At 68.7% G+C, this 19,925-nt stretch carries 15 protein-coding genes; 2 read left to right on the top strand and 13 right to left on the bottom strand.

The window, feature by feature from the left end; genetic code table 11:
• Positions 1-43: 43 nt before the first annotated feature.
• The 3 genes from cysD to HMF7854_RS00560 are packed head-to-tail and all read right to left on the bottom strand — an operon-like array spanning position 44 to position 3,107.
• A complete protein-coding gene (gene cysD, locus HMF7854_RS00570) occupies positions 44-967 on the bottom strand; it encodes a sulfate adenylyltransferase subunit CysD (protein ID WP_126717332.1) in 924 nt (307 codons plus the stop codon).
• Positions 964-2,343: a siroheme synthase CysG gene (gene cysG / locus HMF7854_RS00565; protein WP_126717331.1), complete on the bottom strand. Its 1,380-nt coding sequence runs from the start codon at positions 2,341-2,343 to the stop codon at positions 964-966. The genes cysD and cysG overlap by 4 nt, the downstream gene beginning before the upstream one ends.
• A complete protein-coding gene (locus HMF7854_RS00560) occupies positions 2,340-3,107 on the bottom strand; it encodes a phosphoadenylyl-sulfate reductase (RefSeq protein ID WP_126717330.1) in 768 nt (255 codons plus the stop codon). The genes cysG and HMF7854_RS00560 overlap by 4 nt, the downstream gene beginning before the upstream one ends.
• A gap of 199 nt (positions 3,108-3,306) precedes the next feature.
• Between HMF7854_RS00560 and HMF7854_RS00555 the strand changes: the two genes are divergently transcribed.
• Positions 3,307-3,771, top strand: a complete 465-nt coding sequence (locus tag HMF7854_RS00555) for an Lrp/AsnC family transcriptional regulator (RefSeq protein WP_126717329.1) — start codon at positions 3,307-3,309, stop codon at positions 3,769-3,771.
• Here the strand turns inward: HMF7854_RS00555 and HMF7854_RS00550 are convergent.
• The 9 genes from HMF7854_RS00550 to ilvC are packed head-to-tail and all read right to left on the bottom strand — an operon-like array spanning position 3,768 to position 17,440.
• A complete protein-coding gene (locus tag HMF7854_RS00550; protein WP_126717328.1) occupies positions 3,768-5,213 on the bottom strand; it encodes a glutamate synthase subunit beta in 1,446 nt (481 codons plus the stop codon). The genes HMF7854_RS00555 and HMF7854_RS00550 overlap by 4 nt on opposite strands.
• 11 nt (positions 5,214-5,224) lie before the next feature.
• On the bottom strand, positions 5,225-9,844 hold the full coding sequence (gene gltB, locus HMF7854_RS00545; RefSeq protein WP_126717327.1) for a glutamate synthase large subunit: 4,620 nt from the start codon (positions 9,842-9,844) through the stop codon (positions 5,225-5,227).
• A gap of 4 nt (positions 9,845-9,848) precedes the next feature.
• Entirely contained in the window at positions 9,849-10,400 is a 552-nt protein-coding gene (gene leuD / locus HMF7854_RS00540) for a 3-isopropylmalate dehydratase small subunit (RefSeq protein ID WP_126717326.1), read from the bottom strand.
• Positions 10,397-11,830 (bottom strand): 3-isopropylmalate dehydratase large subunit, encoded by a 1,434-nt coding sequence (gene leuC / locus HMF7854_RS00535; protein ID WP_126717325.1) that lies wholly within the window; start codon positions 11,828-11,830, stop codon positions 10,397-10,399. Before leuC ends, leuD begins: the two co-directional genes overlap by 4 nt.
• Positions 11,830-12,906, bottom strand: coding sequence for a 3-isopropylmalate dehydrogenase (gene leuB, locus HMF7854_RS00530; RefSeq protein WP_126717324.1), 1,077 nt, complete (start codon positions 12,904-12,906; stop codon positions 11,830-11,832). The genes leuC and leuB overlap by 1 nt, the downstream gene beginning before the upstream one ends.
• On the bottom strand, positions 12,903-14,489 hold the full coding sequence (locus tag HMF7854_RS00525) for a 2-isopropylmalate synthase (RefSeq protein WP_126717323.1): 1,587 nt from the start codon (positions 14,487-14,489) through the stop codon (positions 12,903-12,905). The genes leuB and HMF7854_RS00525 overlap by 4 nt, the downstream gene beginning before the upstream one ends.
• Entirely contained in the window at positions 14,486-14,728 is a 243-nt protein-coding gene (locus tag HMF7854_RS00520; RefSeq protein ID WP_126717322.1) for an ACT domain-containing protein, read from the bottom strand. Before HMF7854_RS00520 ends, HMF7854_RS00525 begins: the two co-directional genes overlap by 4 nt.
• Positions 14,725-16,422 carry an acetolactate synthase 2 catalytic subunit gene (gene ilvG, locus HMF7854_RS00515; protein WP_338056320.1) on the bottom strand — a complete coding sequence of 566 codons (1,698 nt, stop codon included), beginning with the start codon at positions 16,420-16,422 and terminating at the stop codon, positions 14,725-14,727. The genes HMF7854_RS00520 and ilvG overlap by 4 nt, the downstream gene beginning before the upstream one ends.
• Before the next feature lie 4 nt (positions 16,423-16,426).
• Positions 16,427-17,440 (bottom strand): ketol-acid reductoisomerase, encoded by a 1,014-nt coding sequence (gene ilvC / locus HMF7854_RS00510; protein WP_126717320.1) that lies wholly within the window; start codon positions 17,438-17,440, stop codon positions 16,427-16,429.
• A 385-nt stretch (positions 17,441-17,825) separates the two neighbouring features.
• On the opposite strand from ilvC, the gene ilvD reads away from it, so the two are divergent.
• Positions 17,826-19,502: a dihydroxy-acid dehydratase gene (gene ilvD, locus HMF7854_RS00505; protein ID WP_126717319.1), complete on the top strand. Its 1,677-nt coding sequence runs from the start codon at positions 17,826-17,828 to the stop codon at positions 19,500-19,502.
• A 56-nt stretch (positions 19,503-19,558) separates the two neighbouring features.
• Here the strand turns inward: ilvD and HMF7854_RS00500 are convergent, their stop codons facing one another.
• Complete coding sequence (locus HMF7854_RS00500) at positions 19,559-19,723, bottom strand: Flp family type IVb pilin (RefSeq protein ID WP_126719977.1); 165 nt, start codon at positions 19,721-19,723, stop codon at positions 19,559-19,561.
• Between the last annotated feature and the right edge of the window lie 202 nt (positions 19,724-19,925).

Raw genomic sequence — 19,925 nt, 5'->3', positions numbered from 1 at the left:
AGTTCAGGATGACGGGCGGTGGGAAGGAACGCGCGCCGTCGCATCAGAAATACCCCTCCTGCTTCTTGCGCTCCATCGAGCCCGCGCCATCATGGTCGATCGCCCGCCCCTGCCGCTCCGACGTGGTAGCGACCAGCATCTCCTGGATGACCTGCGGCAGCGTCGCCGCCTTGCTCTCGACCGCGCCGGTCAGCGGATAGCAGCCGAGCGTGCGGAAGCGGACCGAGCGGAGCTCGGGCTCTTCGCCCGCGCGCAGGGGAAAGCGCTCGTCGTCGACCATCAGCAGCAGCCCGTCGCGTTTGACCACCGGGCGCGGCGCGGCGAGGTAGAGGGGGACGATCGGGATGCCTTGCGCGTCGATGTACTGCCAGACGTCGAGCTCGGTCCAGTTGCTGAGCGGGAACACCCGGATGCTCTCGCCGCGGCCCTTGCGGGCATTGTAGAGGTCCCACAGCTCGGGGCGCTGGTTCCTCGGGTCCCAGCGGTGGCTGGCCGAGCGGAAGGAGAAGATCCGCTCCTTGGCGCGCGATTTCTCCTCGTCGCGCCGGGCGCCCCCGAACGCCGCGTCGAAGCCATGCCGGTCGAGCGCCTGCTTGAGCCCTTCCGTCTTCCACAAATCGGTGTGGAGCGCGCCATGGTCGAACGGGTTGATGCCGCGCGCGAGCGCCTCGGGATTGTGGTGGACGATGAGCTCCATCCCGCTCTCGGCCGCCACCCGGTCGCGAAGCTCGTACATGGCCCTGAACTTCCACGTGGTATCGACATGCAGCAGTGGAAACGGCGGCGGCGCCGGGAAGAACGCCTTGCGGGCCAGGTGCAGCATGACGGCGCTGTCCTTGCCCACCGAATAGAGCATCACCGGACGCTCGCACTCCGCCACCACTTCTCGCATGATCTCGATGCTCTCGGCTTCGAGCGTCTGGAGATGGGTCAGGGCACGGGTGCGGAAAGCGGAAGGGGCGTTCATGAGGCGAGGGCCTGCTCGAAGGGGATGATGGCGGCGGTCGGTGCGACCAGGTCGCGCGCGATCCAGCCGATGATGACGAGCACCGGCGCACCGTCCGGTAGCTCGGCGGCAGCCTCGACGATCGAATGAAGCGGTGCAGCCGAGCGCGTCTGGGTCGGCAAGGTCGCCGAGGCGATGGCGACCGCCGGCGTGTCGGCGTTCAGGCCCTTGGCAAGAGCCTTCCGGACGAACTCTGGGAACGTCCTGCGCGGCATGTAGAGCACGGTGGTCGCTGCCTTGTCGGCGATCGCGCCCCAGTCGATGTCGGCGGGCAGCCTGCCGTCCGCTCCGTGGCCCGTCACAAACTGGATCCGCCGCGCCCAACGACGCTCAGTCAGCGAGATACCGAGCGCGGCGGCGGCGCCCTGCGCGGCGCTGATCCCCGGCACGATCGAGACCGGCACGCCCGCCACCTTGCAGGCGTCGATCTCCTCGGTCGCACGGCCGAATACCAGCGGGTCGCCGCCCTTCAGGCGCACCACCGTCTCTCCGGCTTCCGCCAGCTCGACGATCTGCCGATTGATGTCGCGCTGCGAGCAGCTCGGCCCATGGCCCTTCTTGCCCACCGCGATCCGCCGCGCCTCACGCCGAGCCAGCTCCAGCACCTCGGGGCCGACCAGCTCGTCGTAGAGGATGACCGTCGCCGACTGCAGCGCGCGGACGGCCTTCAGCGTCAGCAGCTCGGGATCGCCCGGGCCGGCGCCGACCAGCGTGACGCTGCCCGGAACCTCCGGCGCGCTCTCCAGCAGCGCTTCGAAGTCCGCCGCGACCGGTGTGCGGTCGGGGTCCGCCCACGCCGCCAGCGCGAAGCGCTGCCAGAAGCGGCGGCGATGGGCGAACTCGGCCACCCGCCGCTTCAGCGCCGGTCGCCACGCCTTCGCCGCCCGCGCCCACTCGGCCAGCCCGAGCGGAAGCACGCTCTCGATCCGCGAGCGGATCGACTGGCCGAGCACGGGAGCAGCGCCGTCGGTGGAGATGCCGATCACCACCGGCGAGCGGTTGACGATCGTCCCGAAGGTCACGTCGCACAGGTCGGTCTGGTCGATGATGTTGACCGGCACGCCCGACGAGTGGGCCGCCGCGACGAAGCGCAGGGCCTCGTCGCGGTCGGCCAGGTCCGCGACCGCCAGCGCGGCGCCCTCGAGATTGGCGGGAGTCCAGTGCCGCTCGAGGTGCGTCACGTCCGCGCCGGCGGCCGCGATCAGTTCAGCCTTCCACCGCGCCCCGTCGGATGCGCCGACGACGAGCGCCTTGCGACCGACGATCCGGTGGAACAGTGGGAGATTGGGGAGCGGCGCGATCCGCGTCGGCGCTTCGCTGGCCTTGCGAGGGGTCATGCGGTCGCCTTCGCCCGGACCAGCTTGCCGTCCGCAGTCAGGTGCAGGCCGCACTCGCGCGTGTCGTCGCTCTCCCACCACCAGCGACCAGCGCGCTCGGGCTCCCCGGGCTTGAGCGCCCGGGTGCAGGGCTCGCAGCCGATCGACGGAAAGCCGCGGGCGTGAAGCTCGTTGACCGGCACGCCCAGCCGCTCGCACTCGGCGGCCACCGCGTCCCGGGTATAGTCGAATAATGGCGCGACCTTCACCAGCCCGCGCTGCGCGTCCCACTCGGCGAGCGGAACGGCCGAACGCTGCCCCGACTGGTCGGCGCGCAGGCCCGTGACCCAGCCCGCAGCGCCGGCAAGCGCCCGCCCCAACGGCTCGACCTTGCGAACGCCGCAGCAGTCCTGACGTGCCTCGCGGGCATAATAGAAGCCGTTGACGCCCCACTCGCCGACCATCGCCGTGACCGCCTCGGCATCGGGATAATAGGCGCGGATCCGGCGCGTGTAGCGCTCCTCCGTTTCCTGCCATAGCCGATAGGTGGCTCCGAACAGCCGGCCCGTATCGAGCGTGACCACCTCGATCGGCAGCTTGCTGGTGAAGATATGATGGGTGATGAGCTGGTCCTCGATGCCGAGGCTGGTGGTGAACACCAGTCGGCCGTCGATCGCGGCGCAGGCGGAGGCGAGGCGGTCGGCGATCGTCGCGCCGCGCACGCCGGCGACGATCGGCCCCACACGGCTTGCGGCGTTGAGGAGCGGGGAATCTGCTTCGGCCATCTGCTCACCTTGGAAGAAAATTCTCCAACGCGCGCCGGTCGCGGTCCCGGTCCAACTGGACGAGACCTCCGGTGCGAGCACGTACGAAGCAGATATGAGAGAGCGGGAGGGGCAACAACGCGTCGGGGCGAATAACATGGATGTTGCAGTGCAGCGTGACCATGTTAGAACAATCTTCCACAAAGCCGTGGAGCATTGGATGGATCAGGTCGACCGCAAGATCCTCGAGATCCTTCAGGAGGATGCCTCGCTTTCCGTTGCAGAGGTCGCGAGTCGGGTGAACCTGTCGCAGACGCCGTGCTGGCGACGAATCCAGAAGCTGGAGGAGGCGGGAATCATCACCCGGCGGGTGGCTCTGGTCGACCCGGACCGGATCGGCATGGGGCTCACCGTCTTCGTCGAACTCGAGACGGGCGATCACAGCCGCGAATGGTTCGATCGGTTCGCCGCCGCGATCGACCAGCTGCCGCAGGCGATGGAGATCTTCCGAATGGCCGGTGATGTCGACTATCTGTTGCGGGTGACGGTCGAGAACATGGCCGCCTTCGACGACTTCTACCAGCGGCTGATCGCGCTGGTCCCGCTCAAGAACGTCACCTCCCGCTTCGCCATGGAGCGGGTGAAGTACACCACCGCCTACCCGGTGCCGGCGACCGCCCGCTAGGCGGCGGCGCGCTCCTGGTCCGAGGCGCGCAGGAAGGCGTCAACCGCGCTGGCGCAGTCGCGGCCCTCGCGGATCGCCCACACCACCAGCGACTGGCCGCGGCGCATGTCGCCGCAGGCGAACACCCGCTCACGCGAAGTCTCGTAGGTGCCGAAGTCGGCGGCGACATTCCCGCGCGCGTCGAGCTCGACCCCGCTGCTCGCGACCACGCACTGGCGGCGCGGCCCGGTGAAGCCCATTGCGAGCAGGACAAGGTCGGCCTTGAGCTCGAACTCGCTGCCCTCGACCGGCAGGACCTGCCCGCCCTCGAGCTTGGCACGGGCGCAGCGGAGCGCCTCGACCTTGCCGTCACTTCCGCTGAACGCCTGGGTCAGCACCGCGAACTCGCGTCCGGCGCCTTCCTCATGGCTTGACGAGGTGCGCAGCTTCAACGGCCAGTTGGGCCAGCTCAGTGCCTTCTGCTCGCGCGCCGGCGGCTCGGGCATGATCTCCAGCTGGGTCACCGAAGCGGCGCCCTGGCGAATCGAGGTGCCGATGCAGTCGCTCCCCGTGTCGCCGCCGCCGATCACCACGACATGCTTGCCTTGAGCGCTGATCGTGCTCCCGTTCGGTGCGGCGCGGGCCTCGTCGTCGCCCGCGTTGCGGCGGTTCTGCTGCCCGAGGAAGTCCATCGCATAGTGCACGCCGTCGAGCTCGCGTCCGGGCACGGCCAGGTCGCGCGGGATCTCCGCCCCGCCGGCGAGGACGACGATGTGATAATCGTCGAGCATCCGGTCGACGGTGACGGTCACCCCGACCTCGATGTTGGTGCGGAACAACACGCCTTCGACCTGCATTTGCTCGACCCGGCGGTCGATCAGCTTCTTTTCCAGCTTGAAGTCGGGAATGCCGTAGCGCAGCAGTCCGCCAATCCGGTCGTTCTTCTCGAACACGGTGGGGGAGTGGCCCAGCCGGGCGAGCTGCTGCGCGCAGGCGAGCCCCGCCGGTCCCGAGCCGACGACCGCGATCCGCTTGCCGGTGCCGCGCGCCACCAGTTGCGAGCGCACCCAGCCATTGTCCCACGCCCGGTCGGCGATCTCGCATTCGATCGACTTGATCGTCACCGGCGTGTCGGTGAGGTTGAGCGTGCAGCTCGCCTCGCACGGCGCAGGGCAGATGCGGCCGGTAATCTCCGGAAAATTGTTCGTGAGGTGGAGCCGGTCGGCGGCGGCCTGCCAGTCGTCCTGGTACACGAGGTCGTTCCAGTCCGGGATCAAATTGTTCACCGGGCAGCCGCTGTGACAGAAGGGGATGCCGCAATCCATGCAGCGCGAGGCCTGGCCGCGCACCTCGTCCGCACTCGGCTTGGCGACGAACTCGTGCCAGTGCTTCACCCGCTCGGCGACCGGCTCATAGTCTCGGTCGTGGCGCTCGGTTTCCAGAAATCCGGTTGGCTTGCCCACCAGTCGCTTCCTTATTCGGCGGCGACGGCGACCGCCGCCTCCGGGTCGTTCTCGATCAGCGCGCGGCGATACTCGTGCGGCACGACCCTCACGAATTGCTTCAGCGCATTCGGCCAGTCGGCGAGTAGCGCCGCCGCCTTGCGGCTGCCGGTTGCGGCATGGTGCCGCTCGAGCAGGATCTTCAGCCGCTCGGCATCGTAGCGGAGCGGATGCCCCATGCCGTTGTCGTGGACGTCGGCCGCATTTGCTGCCGGTGCCCCGCTGCCCCAGCTGCTGCCCTCGCGCTCGATCGGTTCGATCGCGATGCTCGCCATGTTGGCCTGCGTCTCGAGCCGCCGCTCGGGATCGAGGACATAGGCGATGCCGCCCGACATGCCGGCCGCGAAGTTGCGGCCGACCGGGCCCAGGACCAGCACCGTGCCGCCGGTCATATATTCGCAGGCATGGTCGCCCGCGCCCTCGACCACCGCGATCGCGCCCGAGTTGCGGACCGCGAAGCGCTCGCCCGCAACGCCCTCGAAATAGGCCTCTCCGGCGATTGCGCCGTACAGCACCGTGTTGCCGCAGATGATGTTGCTGCCGGGCTCGCGCGCCGCTCCCTCGGGCTGGCGGATCGCGATCCGGCCGCCCGACAGGCCCTTGCCGACATAGTCGTTGCCGTCGCCGGTCAGCGTCATGCTGATGCCGTGCGCGAGGAAGGCACCGAAGCTCTGCCCGGCGGTGCCGGTGAGATGGATGTCGATGGTGCCGGGTGGGAGACCCTCGTGGCCATGGCGACGGGCCAGCTCGCCCGACAGCATGGTGCCGACTGTGCGATGGATGTTGCGGACGTCGCGCTCGATCACCACGCGCTCGCCCCGCTCCAGCGCCGGCGCGGCGGCGGTGATCAGGTCGCGGTCGAACACGCTCTCCAGCCGGTGCACCTGCTTCTCGCTGTTCCAGCGCTCCAGCTTGGTCTCGACCTCCGGGACGTAGAGGATGCCGCTGAGGTCGACGCCCTTGGCCTTCCAGTGGTCGACCGCGGGGGCCACGTCGAGCAGCTCGGCGCGGCCGATCATCTGGTCGAGCCGGCGCACCCCGAGCGAGGCCATGATCGCCCGCAGCTCCTCGGCAACGAAGAAGAAATAGTTGATGACATGCTCGGGCGTGCCGGTGAAGCGCGCGCGCAGCACCGGGTCCTGGGTGGCGACGCCGACCGGGCAGGTGTTGAGGTGGCACTTGCGCATCATGATGCAGCCGGCGGCAATCAGCGGCGCGGTCGCGAACCCATATTCGTCGGCCCCGAGCACCGCCGCGATCGCCACGTCGCGACCGGTGCGCAGGCCGCCATCGGCCTGCACCGCGATCCGGCTGCGCAGGCCGTTGAGCACCAGCGTCTGCTGGGTCTCGGCCAGCCCGATCTCCCACGGCAGCCCGGCATGGGTCAGCGAGGTAAGGGGCGACGCGCCGGTCCCGCCCTCATAGCCCGAGATGGTGACATGGTCGGCCATCGCCTTGGCGACCCCCGCCGCGACCGTCCCGACCCCGACCTCGGACACCAGCTTGACCGACACCCGCGCCCGCTCGTTGACGTTCTTGAGGTCGTGGATCAGCTGGGCGAGATCCTCGATCGAGTAGATGTCGTGGTGCGGCGGGGGCGAGATGAGGCCGACGCCCGGCGTCGAGTGGCGCACCGCGGCGATGTTCTTGTCGACCTTGTGGCCGGGCAACTGCCCGCCCTCGCCGGGCTTGGCGCCCTGCGCGATCTTGATCTGCAGCTCGTCGCCGTTGACCAGATATTCGGCGGTGACCCCGAAGCGCCCGGAGGCGATCTGCTTGATCGCCGAGCGCATCGAGTCGCCATTGGGCAGCGGCGTGAAACGGTCGCGCTCCTCGCCGCCCTCGCCGGTGTTCGACTTGCCGCCGATCCGATTCATCGCGATCGCCAGCGTCGTATGCGCCTCGCGGCTGATCGAGCCGAAGCTCATCGCGCCGGTCGAGAAGCGGCGCACGATGTCCGCGGCGGGCTCCACCTCGTCCAGCGGTATCGCGGGCCCGAGCGGCTTGAACTCTAGCAGTCCGCGGATGGTCAGCCGCCGCCTGCTCTGCTCGTTGATGCTCCGCGCGAACTCGCGATACTTGTCGGGCAGGTTGCCGCGCACCGCGTGCTGCAGGCTCGACACGCTCTCCGGGGTCCAGGCATGCGCCTCGCCATTGACCCGCCAGGCATAGTTGCCGCCGACCGGCAGCGCCTCGACCTCGGGCGCGTGGGCGAGCTTGTGGCGAGTCGCCGCCTCGGCCGCGATCTCCTCCAGCCCGACGCCCTCGATCATCGTCGCGGTGCCGGTGAAATATTTCCCGACCAGCTTGGACGAGAGGCCGACCGCGTCGAAGATCTGCGCGCCGCAATAGGACTGGAAGGTCGAGATGCCCATCTTGGACATGACCTTAAGGATGCCCTTGCCGACCGCCTTGATGTAGTTGGCGCGGACCTTCTCCTCGCTCAGCGTCACGTCGCCGTGCTGGCGCAGCGCCTCGAGTGTCTCGAAGGCGAGATAGGGGTTGATCGCTTCGGCCCCGTAGCCGGCAAGGACGCAGAGATGGTGCACCTCGCGCGCTTCGCCGGTCTCAACGACGAGGCCGGTCTGCATCCGCAGGCCCTGCCGGATGAGGTGGTGGTGGACCGCTCCCGTCGCCAGCGCCGCCGGGATCGGCACCCGGTCTTTGCCGACGTTGCGGTCGGAGATGACCAGCACGTTGACGTCGGCGAGCACCGCCTCGGTCGCTTCCCAGCACAACCGCTGCAGCGCTGCCTCGAGCGCCTGGCCCGTCCCGCCGACCGGCCAGGTCGCGTCGAGCGTCCGCGTACGGAAGGCGCCGTCGAGCACGTCGGCGATCGAGCGGATCTTCTCCAGATCCTGGTTGGTGAGGATCGGCTGCGAGACCTCAAGCCGCTTGTGGGTGCCGGCGTGATGCCCGAGCAGGTTCGGACGCGGGCCGATCATCGACACTAGGCTCATCACCATCGATTCGCGGATCGGGTCGATCGGCGGATTGGTGACCTGCGCGAAGTTCTGCTTGAAATAGTCGTACATCAGCCGCGGCCGGGTCGACAGCACCGCGATCGGCGTGTCGGTGCCCATCGATCCGATCGGATCGTCGGCGTTCATCGCCATTGGCTGGAGGAAGAGCTTCAGATCCTCCTGGTTGTAGCCGAAGCTCTTCTGCGCCTCGCGGAGCGCCCTGCCTTCGCGCGGCAACGCCGGGTCCTCCAGCGCCGGCGGCAGGTCCTCCAGCTTGAACTGAGTGTCGCGAAGCCACTCGGAATAGGGGTTCGCCGCCGCGAGCGCCGACTTGACCTCGTCGTCCTCGATGATCCGGCCCTGCTCGAGATCGATCAGCAGCATCCTGCCGGGCTGGAGCCGCCACTTGCGCGCAATCTTCTCCTCGGGGATCGGCAGCACGCCGCTCTCCGAAGAAAGGATGACCCGGTCGTCGTCGGTGACGAGGAAGCGCGCGGGGCGGAGCCCGTTACGGTCGAGCGTCGCGCCGATCTGCCGCCCATCGGTGAAGGCTACCGCCGCCGGCCCGTCCCACGGCTCCATCAACGCGGCATGATATTCGTAGAAGGCGCGCCGCTCGGCATCCATCTGCTCGTTGCCGGCCCACGCCTCCGGGATCAGCAGCATCACCGCATGCGCCAGCGAATAGCCGCCGGCGACCAGCAGCTCGAGCGCATTGTCGAGGCTCGCGGTGTCCGACTGGCCGTGCGGGATCAGCGGCCACATCTTGTCAAGGTCGGCGCCCAGCAGCGGGCTTTCCAGCGTGCGCCGCCGCGCGTTCATCCAGTTCACGTTGCCGCGCACCGTGTTGATCTCGCCGTTGTGGGCGATGAACCGGTAGGGATGCGCCAGCTTCCAGCTCGGGAAGGTGTTGGTCGAGAAACGCTGGTGGACCAGCGCCAGCGCCGACCTCGTCAGCGGGTTGGTCAGGTCCTTGTAGAAGGTCCCGACCTGTGTTGCGAGCAGCAGCCCCTTGTAGACGATGGTCCGGCTCGAGAAGCTCGGGATGTAGAAGTCCGCCAGTCCGGCGAGGTCCTTCTTTTCCGCCAGTTCCGACAGCGGGTTCTGGGTTTGCTTGCGGATCGTCAGCAGCTTGCGCTCGAACGCGTCCTGGTCGGCGACCCTCGGCCCGCGCGCGACAATCGCCTGGCGGATCACCGGCATCTCGGCGGCGATGGTCGGGCTCATCCCCGTCTTGTCGACCGGCACCTCGCGCCAGCCGAGCAGGATCTGCCCTTCCTTCTCGACGAAGCGCTGGAAACGGGCGACCGCCTCCTCGCGGCTCGCCGTGTCGCGCGGCAGGAAGCACATCGCGACGGCATAGTCACCAAGGGGCGGCAGGGTGGCGCCGACACCCACCGCCCAGTGGCGGAACAGCTCGTCCGGGATCTGGATCAGGCAGCCCGCGCCGTCGCCGATCAGCGGGTCCGCGCCCACCGCGCCGCGATGGTCGAGATTGGCGAGGATCTGCAGCCCGTCGCGGATGATCTCGTTCGACTTCTCGCCCTTGATGTTGGCGATGAAGCCGACGCCGCACGCGTCCTTCTCGTTGCGGGGGTCGTAGAGACCTTGCTTGTCTGGCGCGTTCATGACGTCAGATTCCCGTTTCCAGTTCATAGGCCCGGATCTTGGCCTCCTCGGCCAGGGTCAGGGCGATGTCGTCCAGTCCGTTCAGCAGGCAATGGCGGCGAAACAAGTCCATTCCGAACGAGAAGCGGTCGCCGGCGCCGCTGGTTACTTCCATTTCCTCCAGGTCGACCGTCAGCTTCGTGACCTGCGCAGCCACCAGCAGCCGGTCGACCGCTCCTTGCGGAAGCGCCACCAGGGCGATCCCGTTCTTGGCCGCATTGCCGGAGAAGATGTCGCTGAAGCTAGGCGAAATGATCGCGCGAATGCCAAGGTCGGCAAGCGCCCAGGCGGCATGCTCGCGGCTTGACCCGCAGCCGAAATTGTCGCCCGCGACCAGGATCAGGGCGCCCGCATTGGCGGGGTCGTCGAACGGCTCGCGGATCGTCTCGAAAGCGAAGGCGCCGAGCCCGGTGCGCTTCAGCGTCTTGAGGTGCCGCGCGCCGATGATCACGTCGGTGTCGATGTTGGCGAGCCCGAGCGGAATGGCGCGGCCGGTCACGCGGGTGAATGGCGTCACGACACCAGCTCCCGGACATCGGTCAGCCGCCCGGTCACCGCCGCCGCTGCTGCCATGGCGGGGGAGAGAAGGTGGGTTCGAGCGCCCGGCCCTTGGCGCCCGACGAAGTTGCGGTTGGAGGTGGAGGCACAACGCTCCTGCGGCGGCACCTTGTCGGGGTTCATCGCCAGGCACATCGAGCAGCCCGGCTCGCGCCATTCGAAGCCGGCCTCCATGAAGATCCGGTCGAGTCCTTCCGCCTCGGCCTGGCGCTTGACCAGCCCCGAGCCGGGAACGACCAGCGCCTGCTTGATTGCGGCGGAGCGGCGGCGGCCCTGCAGGACCGCTGCGGCGGCACGAAGGTCCTCGATCCGGCTGTTGGTGCAGCTGCCGATGAACACATGCTCGACCGCGACCTCCTCCATCCGCTGCCCGGCGGAAAGCCCCATGTAGGCGAGCGAGCGCCGAGCGGCCTCGCGCTTGCCCTCGTCCGCAAATTGGTCGGGGTCGGGCACCGCACCGGTGATCGGCACCACGTCCTCGGGGCTGGTGCCCCAGGTGACGTTGGGGGCGATCTCGGAGGCGTCTAGGCGGAGCGAACGGTCGAAGCTTGCGCCCTCGTCGGTCACCAGCGTCCGCCAGCGCTCGACGGCGCGGTCCCAGTCGGGTCCCTTGGGCGACATCGGCCGACCCTGAAGATAGGCGAAGGTTTTCTCGTCGGGCGCGAACAGGCCCGACCGCGCGCCCGCCTCGATCGACATGTTGGCGACTGTCAGCCGTCCCTCAATGCTCATCTCGGCGAACGTCGAGCCGCGATACTCGATTACGTGGCCGGTGCCACCGGCCGTCCCCAGTCGACCGATGATCGCGAGGATCAGATCCTTGGGCGAGACCCCGAAGCCGAGGCTGCCCTCGACCCTGACTTCGAGGGTCCTCGACGGTTTCAGCAGCAGCGTCTGCGTCGCCAGCACATGCTCGACCTCGCTGGTGCCGATGCCGAACGCCAGGGCTCCCAAGGCGCCATGCGCGGCGGTGTGGCTGTCGCCGCAGACCACGGTGGTGCCGGGCAGGGTGAAGCCCTGCTCGGGCCCGACGACATGAACGATGCCCTGCTCGGGCGCGGTTGCGTCGAAATAGGGGATGGCGAAGTCGGCGACGTTCGCCTCCAGTGCGGCGAGCTGCGCAGCGCTGTCCACGTCCTCGACCAGCAGCGGCCCACCGTTGCTGCCGCGCATCCGCGGCGTGGTCGGGACATTGTGGTCGGGCACGGCCAGTGTCAGGTCGGGCCGACGCACCTTGCGCCCTGCCGCGCGCAGCCCCTCGAACGCCTGTGGCGAGGTGACCTCGTGGACGAGGTGCCGGTCGATGTAGACGAGGCAGGTTCCGTCGTCGCGCCTGTCGACGACATGCGCGTCCCAGATCTTCTCGTACAGGGTCCGGGGCGCGGCCATCAGGCGACCCTCCGCTCGCCGGCTTCGGAGCGCGCCAGCTCGAAGCGGAGATTGTCGCGCACCCGCGCACCGAACTCGGAACAGCGGGTGGTCCCTCCGAGGTCGGCGGTGCGGTGCCCCTCCTCGATCGTCCGCTCGAGCGAAACGGTCAGAAGCTGCGCGCATTCGGGCAGCCCCAGCTCGGTCAGCATCATCGCCGCGCTGGCGATCGCGCCCGCCGGGTTGGCGACGTCCTTGCCGGCGAGCGGCGGAGCGGAGCCGTGGATCGGCTCGAACAGCCCCGGCCCGTCGCCGCCGACGCTGGCCGATCCGAGCAGCCCGATCGAGCCGCCGATCACCGACAGCTCGTCGGACAGGATGTCGCCGAACAGGTTCTCGGTCAGGATGACGTCGAAGTCGCGCGGGCGAGTGACCAGCGCCATGGCCGCGGCGTCGACATAAAGGTGGCTGAGCTCGACTTCCGGGTAGCCCGCGGCGATCTCGCTCACGACCTTGCGCCACAGCTTCGACGTCGCCAGCACGTTCGCCTTGTCGACCGAGCAGAGCTTGCGCCGGCGGCCGCGCGCCGCGTGAAAGGCGATGTGCGCGATCCGCTCGATCTCGGGGCGGCTATAGGAGCAGAGGTCGCTCGCCGCCTCGTCGCTGTAGGTCCGCGCCCCGAAATAGAGGCCGCCGGTCAGCTCGCGCACCACCAGCACGTCGGTCCCTTGCGCGAGGTCGGCGCGGAGCGGGGAGGCGTCCTCCAGCCCCTTGTAGATGCGCGCCGGACGGAGATTGGCGTAGAGCCCGAGCTCGGCCCGGATCCGCAGCAGCCCCGCCTCGGGTCGGATCGGTGCCTCGTCCCACTTGTCGCCGCCGACCGCGCCGAGCAGCACCGCGTTCGCCGCCTTGCACGCCGCCAGCGTCGAGGCGGGCAGCGGATCGCCGTGCGCGTCGATCCCGGCGCCGCCGAAATGATGACCGGTGAAGCGCAGCCCGAGCCCGCGTGCCCGCGACAGCAGCTCGAGGCAGCGCACCGCCTCGGTCGTGACTTCCGGCCCGATCCCGTCGCCGGGAAGGATGACGATGTTGATCATGCCGCCTGGTTGACTCGCGAAGACTGCTGGCTGCGCAGCCGCCGAACCGCGTCGGCGTTGCTCACCGCGTCGAGATAGGCGGACACGCAGCAGGGAAGAATGTCGCGGGCACGGGCGCGGCCCGAGAAGATCTCGCCCGAGACGTCGACGGTGACCTCGACCAGCACCGTCGCGGCCTGCCCGGCGGGTCCTTCGACGTCCTTCTCGGCGGCGAGATACTGCATGTCGACGCTGTCGACCCGCGCCGCGATCCCGAGCACTTGGCTGACCGCGAGGAAGGCGGCGTCGAGCGCGCCCGGGGCCGAGGCGATATCGGTGACCCGCCCGCGTTCGCCATGCTCCAGCTCGACCCGCGCCACCGGCCAGGCGGTCGCCGAGACGGGCGCGCGGATGTCGACCTTGTTCAGCTTCCACAGCGACTGGGGCTTGTGGCTGCTCTGCTCGGCAAGGATGGCGCTCAGCCGGGCGGTGTCGACGGTGCCGACCTCGTCCGCCACCGCCTTGAACGCGACGAAGGCGGCGTTCAGCGCGTCCCCGTCGAGCACATGGCCGAGCTCGCGTGCACGCGCGGCGAGCGCGTGGCGGCCGCTATGCTTTCCGAGCACGATCCCGTCGGTCTGCAGCCCGATGTCCTCCGGCTTCATGATCTCGTAGGTTTCGCGGTTCTGCAGGATGCCGTGCTGGTGGATTCCGCTCTCGTGCGCGAAGGCGTTGGCCCCGACGATCGACTTGTTGCGCGGCGGGGGCGAGTTGGTGATCTGCGCCAGCGTCCGGCTCGCGCTCATGATCCGGGTCGTGTCGATTGCGGTCGCCACCCCGAAGGCGTCGGCCCGGGTGCGCAGCGCCATTACTACGTCCTCGAGCGCGCAATTGCCCGCCCGCTCGCCGATCCCGTTCACCGCGCACTCGATCTGCCGCGCCCCGCCGCGCACCGCCGCCAGGCTGTTGGCGACCGCCATCCCGAGGTCGTCGTGGCAGTGGGTCGAGAAGATCGTCTCGGCCGAACGCTCGACTTGCTCGCCGAGATAGCGGAACAGCTCGCCGATCTCGTCCGGCGTGGTGTAGCCGACCGTGTCGGGAACGTTCAGCGTGGTCGCCCCGGCCGCGGCCGCGACCGACAGCGCCTCGACCAGGAAGTCGCGCTCGGTGCGAATGGCGTCCTCGGGCGAGAACTCGACATCGTCGACGAACTCGCGGGCATAGGCGACGCTGGTGCGGATCGCTTCGAGCACCTCCTCGCGGCTCATGTGCAGCTTGTACTCGCGGTGGAGCGGGCTGGTGCCGAGGAAGACGTGGATCCGCTTGCGCGGCGCGTCGCGCAGCGCGGTGGCCGAGGCGAGGATATCGCCCCGGTGCGCGCGGGACAGCGAGCAGATGATCGGTCCCTCGACCTGCCGTGCGATGTCGGTGATCGACTGCGCATCGCCGGGCGAGGCGGCGGCGAAGCCGGCCTCGATGACGTCGACGCGGAGCGCGGCGATGGCGCGGGCGAGCCGCAGCTTGCCGTCCGGGGTCATCGAAAAGCCCGGGGCCTGCTCCCCGTCGCGCAGCGTGGTGTCGAAGATGAGTACCTGGTCGGTCATGCGGGCTGTCCTGCCGGAGCGGAAATGATCTGGACGGCGGTGACGTCGACGAGCCGCTCGAGCTGCCGCCGGAGCACGTCGAGCTGGCGGCCGGGCCCGCGCGGCTCGACCGCCACGGTCAGTCGCCGTCCCTCGGCGGCGACGTCCCGCAGCTCGAAGCCGCGACGTTCAATCAGCCCGAGCGCACGGATGATCGCGCCTTCGCCGGGCGTGAAGTCGATGTGCAGCGTGCCGCTCACCAGCCCTTCTCCATCATCTCGACGTTAGACTTGTTCGGCGGCACCAGCGGCCAGACATTCTCGCGCGGGTCAATCCGCACATGGCACAGGATGGCGCCGGGCGTGTCGAGCAGGCGGCGGATCGCGCCGTCGACCTCGCTGCGGTGATCGATGGTGAAGGCCTCGATCCCGAACGCGTGCGCGATCTCGGAGAAGTCGGGATTGTCGCTGAGGTCGATCTCCGAGAAATTCTCCTCGAAGAACAGCTCCTGCCACTGACGGACCATGCCGAGCTGGCTGTTGTCAATCAGCACGATTTTCAAGGGCAGGCGGTAGCGACGAACTGTGGCGAGCTCCTGAACGTTCATCATGAAGCTGCCGTCGCCCGACACGGTGATGACGGTCGCCGACGGATCGGCGAGGCAGGCGCCGACACCTGCCGGAACGCCATAGCCCATCGTTCCCAGTCCGGCGCTGGTGAGGTGCGCCTGCGGGCGGCTGAAGCGGCAATGCTGCGCGACCCACATCTGATGCTGGCCGACGTCGCAGGTGAAGATCGCCGCGTCGCCCGCCGCTTCCGACAGCTTGCGCAGCAGGTCCGGGGCATAGATGCCGCTGCCCGGAGCGTCGTAGCGGGGCGCCGACAGCCGCTTCTGCTCCAGACACTCGCCGGTCCAGCCCTCGAGCTCGGCCGGTCGCGCGACCAGCCGGTCGAGGATCGCGGACACGTCGCCGGCGATCCCGACGTCCGCGCTCCGCAGCTTGCCGATCTCCGCTGCGTCGCCGTCGATGTGGATGACGGCGGCGTTGGGCGCGAAGGTGTCGAGCTTGCCGGTGGCACGGTCGTCGAAGCGCGCACCGACGCAGATCAGCAGGTCGCAGTGTTCGACTGCCAGGTTGGCGGCGCGGGTGCCGTGCATCCCCAGCATGCCGAGGAACAGCCGCGCCTCGGTCGGGATGCCGCCCAGCCCCTTCAGGGTCGCGACCGAGGGAATGCCGCTCCGCATCGCGAAGCTGCGCAATGCCCGCTCGGCCCGCGCGATTGCGATCCCACCGCCGAAGTAGAGCAGCGGCGTCCTGGCTTCGGCGATCAGCGCGTTGGCGCGGGCGATCGCCTCCTCGTCCAGCGGCAGCGACGGCTCGGCCGGCGTAGTAAAGTCGGCGGGGACCGCGGCGATCACTCCGACGTCCTTGGGCAGGTCGACCAGCACCGGACCGGGCCGTCCCGAGCGCGCGATGTGGAAGGCTTCGGCGATGATCCGCGGGATGTCCGCGGTCCGGCGGATGACGAAGCTGTGCTTCACGATCGGCAGGGTGATGCCGAAGATGTCGACTTCCTGGAACGCATCGGTGCCCATCAGCGGCGAGCCGACCTGACCGGTGATCGCGACCATCGGCACGCTGTCGAGATAGGCGTTGGCGATCCCCGTGACGAGGTTGGTCGCACCCGGGCCGCTGGTCGCGAGGCACACGCCCGGCCGCCCGGTCACCCGCCCGTAGGCGTCGGCCGCGAGCGCCGCGCCCTGCTCGTGCCGCACGAGAATATGCTGGAGCTGGGTCGAGGCAGTCAGCGCATCGTAGACGGGCATGATCGCCCCGCCCGGATAGCCGAACAGATGCGTCACGCCCTCCCGCTCGAGCGCCTGAACGAGGAGGCGCGCGCCGGGCACCGGCTGCGGCTCGTTCGTCGGCAGGGCCCGGGCGGGTTGCGACACCGGATCAGGCCGCTTCGCTTTGCGGCTGGCTCTGCAGCCAGGCCATGTGGGTGCGCAGGCGGGCGCCGACCTTCTCGATCGGCTGCTCCAGATCCTCCTTCCACATCCGCTCATACTCGGGCTTGCCGGCTTCGTTCTCGGCTACCCACTGGCGCGCGAAATTGCCGTTCTGGATGTCGGTTAGCACCTCCTTCATCCGCGCCCTGGTCTCGTCATTGATGACCCGTGGGCCGGAGACGAAGTCGCCGTACTTGGCGGTTTCGGACACGAAGTGGAGCATCTTGGCGAAGCCGCCCTCGTACATGAGGTCGACGATCAGCTTGAGTTCGTGGAGGCACTCGAAATAGGCGACCTCGGGCTTGTAGCCGGCATCGACCAGCGTCTTGAAGCCGCTTGCGACCAGCTCGGTCGCACCGCCGCACAGCACGGCCTGTTCGCCGAACAAGTCGGTTTCGGTTTCCTCGCGGAAGCTCGTCTCGATCGCCCCGGCGGTCGTCCCGCCATTGCCCGCGCAATAGGCGAGCGCCTTGGCCCGCGCGGTCCCGGTCGCGTCCTGGTGCACCGCGAACAGCGAGGGGACGCCGCGACCGATCTCATATTCGCGGCGGACGAGGTCGCCCGGCCCCTTGGGCGCGACCAGCACCACGTCGATGTCGCCGCGCGGGACGATCTGTTCGTAGATGACCGAGAAGCCGTGCGCGACGAGCAACGCCGCGCCCTTGCGCAGGTTGGGCTCGATCTCGCTCGCATAGACTTCGCGGTGGGTCATGTCGGGGGTGAGCAGCGCGACGAGGTCGGCCTGCTGGGCCGCCTCGGCGACGGGCACCACCGAAAAGCCGTCGGCTTTCGCCTGGCGCTCGGCCTTGCCGCCGGCCCGCGCACCGACGACCACGTCATAGCCGCTGTCGCGCAGGTTGCGGGCATGGGCGCGGCCCTGGCTGCCATAGCCGACCACCGCGATGATCGCGCCGCGCAGCGCGCTGTGGTCGACGTCGCTGTTGGTGAAAATCCGTTCCACTAGGGTCTCCTGATCGCTGCCGTCTCGTACGCAAAAGAAAACCCCCGCTCCGGGTGGGGAGCGGGGGCCTGGATCCTGGTCCTTTTCGGACCTTGTCAGTGCCTCGGGCCGCTCCCGCCAATTCGGCGAGTAAGTACGAAGAGGGTAAGCTCGTCGGCGATGGTCGCCGACGTCATGATCGCAGGAATATGGTCGATGCCGCGCTTCATGTTCCAACCCCTTGGGACGACCAATTGGGATCCCATTGGCAACGGCTTATGATGCAAGGTTTGCCCATCCGCAAGCCGGTTTCTTCTTGAACCAGTCGATTTTCATCATAGAAGGTCGCGGCGGCGAGCTGGCCCGCTGGCTCGATTGTATCCTGAAATTGACAAACGGGGACAAGATGACTGAGCAGCAGCGCCCTTCGCGCGAGATGGTCGACGGCGCGGCGCGGGCGCCCGCTCGGGCAATGCTCCACGCGGCGGGGTTCAGCGACAATCGGCTGGCCAAGCCGCTGGTCGCGGTCGTCCACAGCTATTCCAACGTGACCCCCTGCAACATGCATCTGCGCGATTTGGCGGCCCATGCGATGCGCGGGATCGAGGAGGCGGGCGGTACCGCCATCGAGTTCAACACGATTGTCGTCACCGACGGCATCGCGATGGGCACGCGCGGCATGCGCGCCAGCCTGATGAGCCGGGAGGTGATCGCCGACAGCGCCGAACTCGCGGTGCGCGGCCACAGCCTGGACGCGGTCTGCTTTCTCGTCGGCTGTGACAAGACGATCCCCGCCGCCGCAATGGCCGCGGCCCGCCTCGATCTCCCCAGCGTCATCCTCTACGGCGGCTCGATCATGCCCGGCCGGCTCGGTGATCAGGCGCTCACCATCCAGGACGTGTTCGAGGCGGTCGGCGCCTATTCCGCAGGCACCATTGATCAGCAGCGGCTCGACGCCGTCACCAACCACGCCTGCCCCGGCGCCGGCGCCTGTGGCGGTCAGTTCACCGCCAACACCATGGCGCTGGCGATGAGCTTTCTAGGCTTTTCCCCGATGGGCCTCAACGACATTCCCGCCGTCCACCCCGACAAGCCGCGTGCCGCCTACGAGGCAGGGCGCTTCGCGGTCGAAGCGCTCAGAAATGGGCGCACCGCGCGCAGCCTCATCACCGCGACCAGCCTGCGTAACGCCGCCGTGGCGGGAACCGCGACCGCCGGATCCACCAACCTCATTCTCCATCTACTGGCGATCGCCCGCGAGGCCGGCGTCCCGCAAAGCGAATTCTCGATCGACCTGTTCGACGACGTGTCGCGCGCCACACCGGTGATCGCCGACCTGAAGCCCGGCGGCCGCTACATGGCGCCGGACATGAGCGCGGCCGGCGGGACCCGTCTGCTCGGCCGGCGGCTGATGGAGGCCGGGCTGATCGCCGATGCGCCGACCGTCACCGGCCGCTCTTTGTACGAGCTGTTCGAAGGCGCCCGCGAGACCGAGGGCCAGGATGTGATCGTCACCGCCGACAGCCCGGTTAAAGACCGCGGCGGGTTCGGCATCTGCTACGGCAATCTCGCTCCCGAGGGCTGCGTGGTGAAGCTTGCCGGCCACGGCAAGCTGCGCTTCGAGGGCCCGGCCAAGGTGTTCGACGGCGAGGAGGCGAGCTTCGACGCGCTGACCGCCGGCGAGATTCGGCCCGGCGACGTGATGGTCATTCGCGGCGAAGGGCCGGTCGGCGGGCCCGGCATGCGCGAGATGCTCTCGGTCACGGCCGCGTTGCAGGGTCGCGGGCTCGGCGACAGCGTCGCGCTGATCACCGACGGCCGCTTCTCGGGCGCGACCTATGGCTTCATGGTCGGGCACATCGCGCCGGAGGCGGCGCGAGGCGGTCCTATCGCGCGGCTCAGGACCGGCGACCGGATCGTCATCGATGTGGAGCGGCGGGTGGTGGAAACCGATGCCGACCTCGCTCGCCGACCTGCGCCGAGCTGGGCCCCGTCACGCGAAAGCAGCGGCGCCTTCGCCAAATATGCCGCCTTGGTCGGTTCCGCTTCGCACGGAGCGGTCACCGTCCCCGGACTCGACTGAGTTCGCGGGGAGAGCGGGGATCCGGACCGCCAGGGTCCGGGTCCGCCCGCAACGGCTTACTGACCCAGCGCGTTGCCCGCGTTGTTGAAGGTCGTGCTGAGCTTGCCACCGATCGAACTCATGGCGCCGATAGCGGCCACCGCGATGAGGGCGGCGATCAGGCCATATTCGATCGCGGTAGCGCCTTCGCTGTCGCGGATCAGGCGATTAAGGTTACGCAGGTCACACTCCGTATCCGTTCTGGATGCGGACGAAATGCGTTCGGCTGGTAAAGAAAAGATGATTGTCGGCGACAAAGACAGTTCTTTGGCCGATGCTTGTAAGTAAGCTGTCAGACTGCGCAAGTTCCGTCAAGCTGTTTACTTGCGACTTGTTTGCGCGATCTTGCCGGGGGTCGCTGCGGCGTCGACCCTTGGGCCTGTT

The sequence above is a fragment of the Sphingomonas ginkgonis genome (genome assembly GCF_003970925.1).
Taxonomy (GTDB): Bacteria; Pseudomonadota; Alphaproteobacteria; order Sphingomonadales; family Sphingomonadaceae; genus Sphingomicrobium; species Sphingomicrobium ginkgonis.
This window is presented reverse-complemented; position numbering and strand designations above follow the sequence as displayed.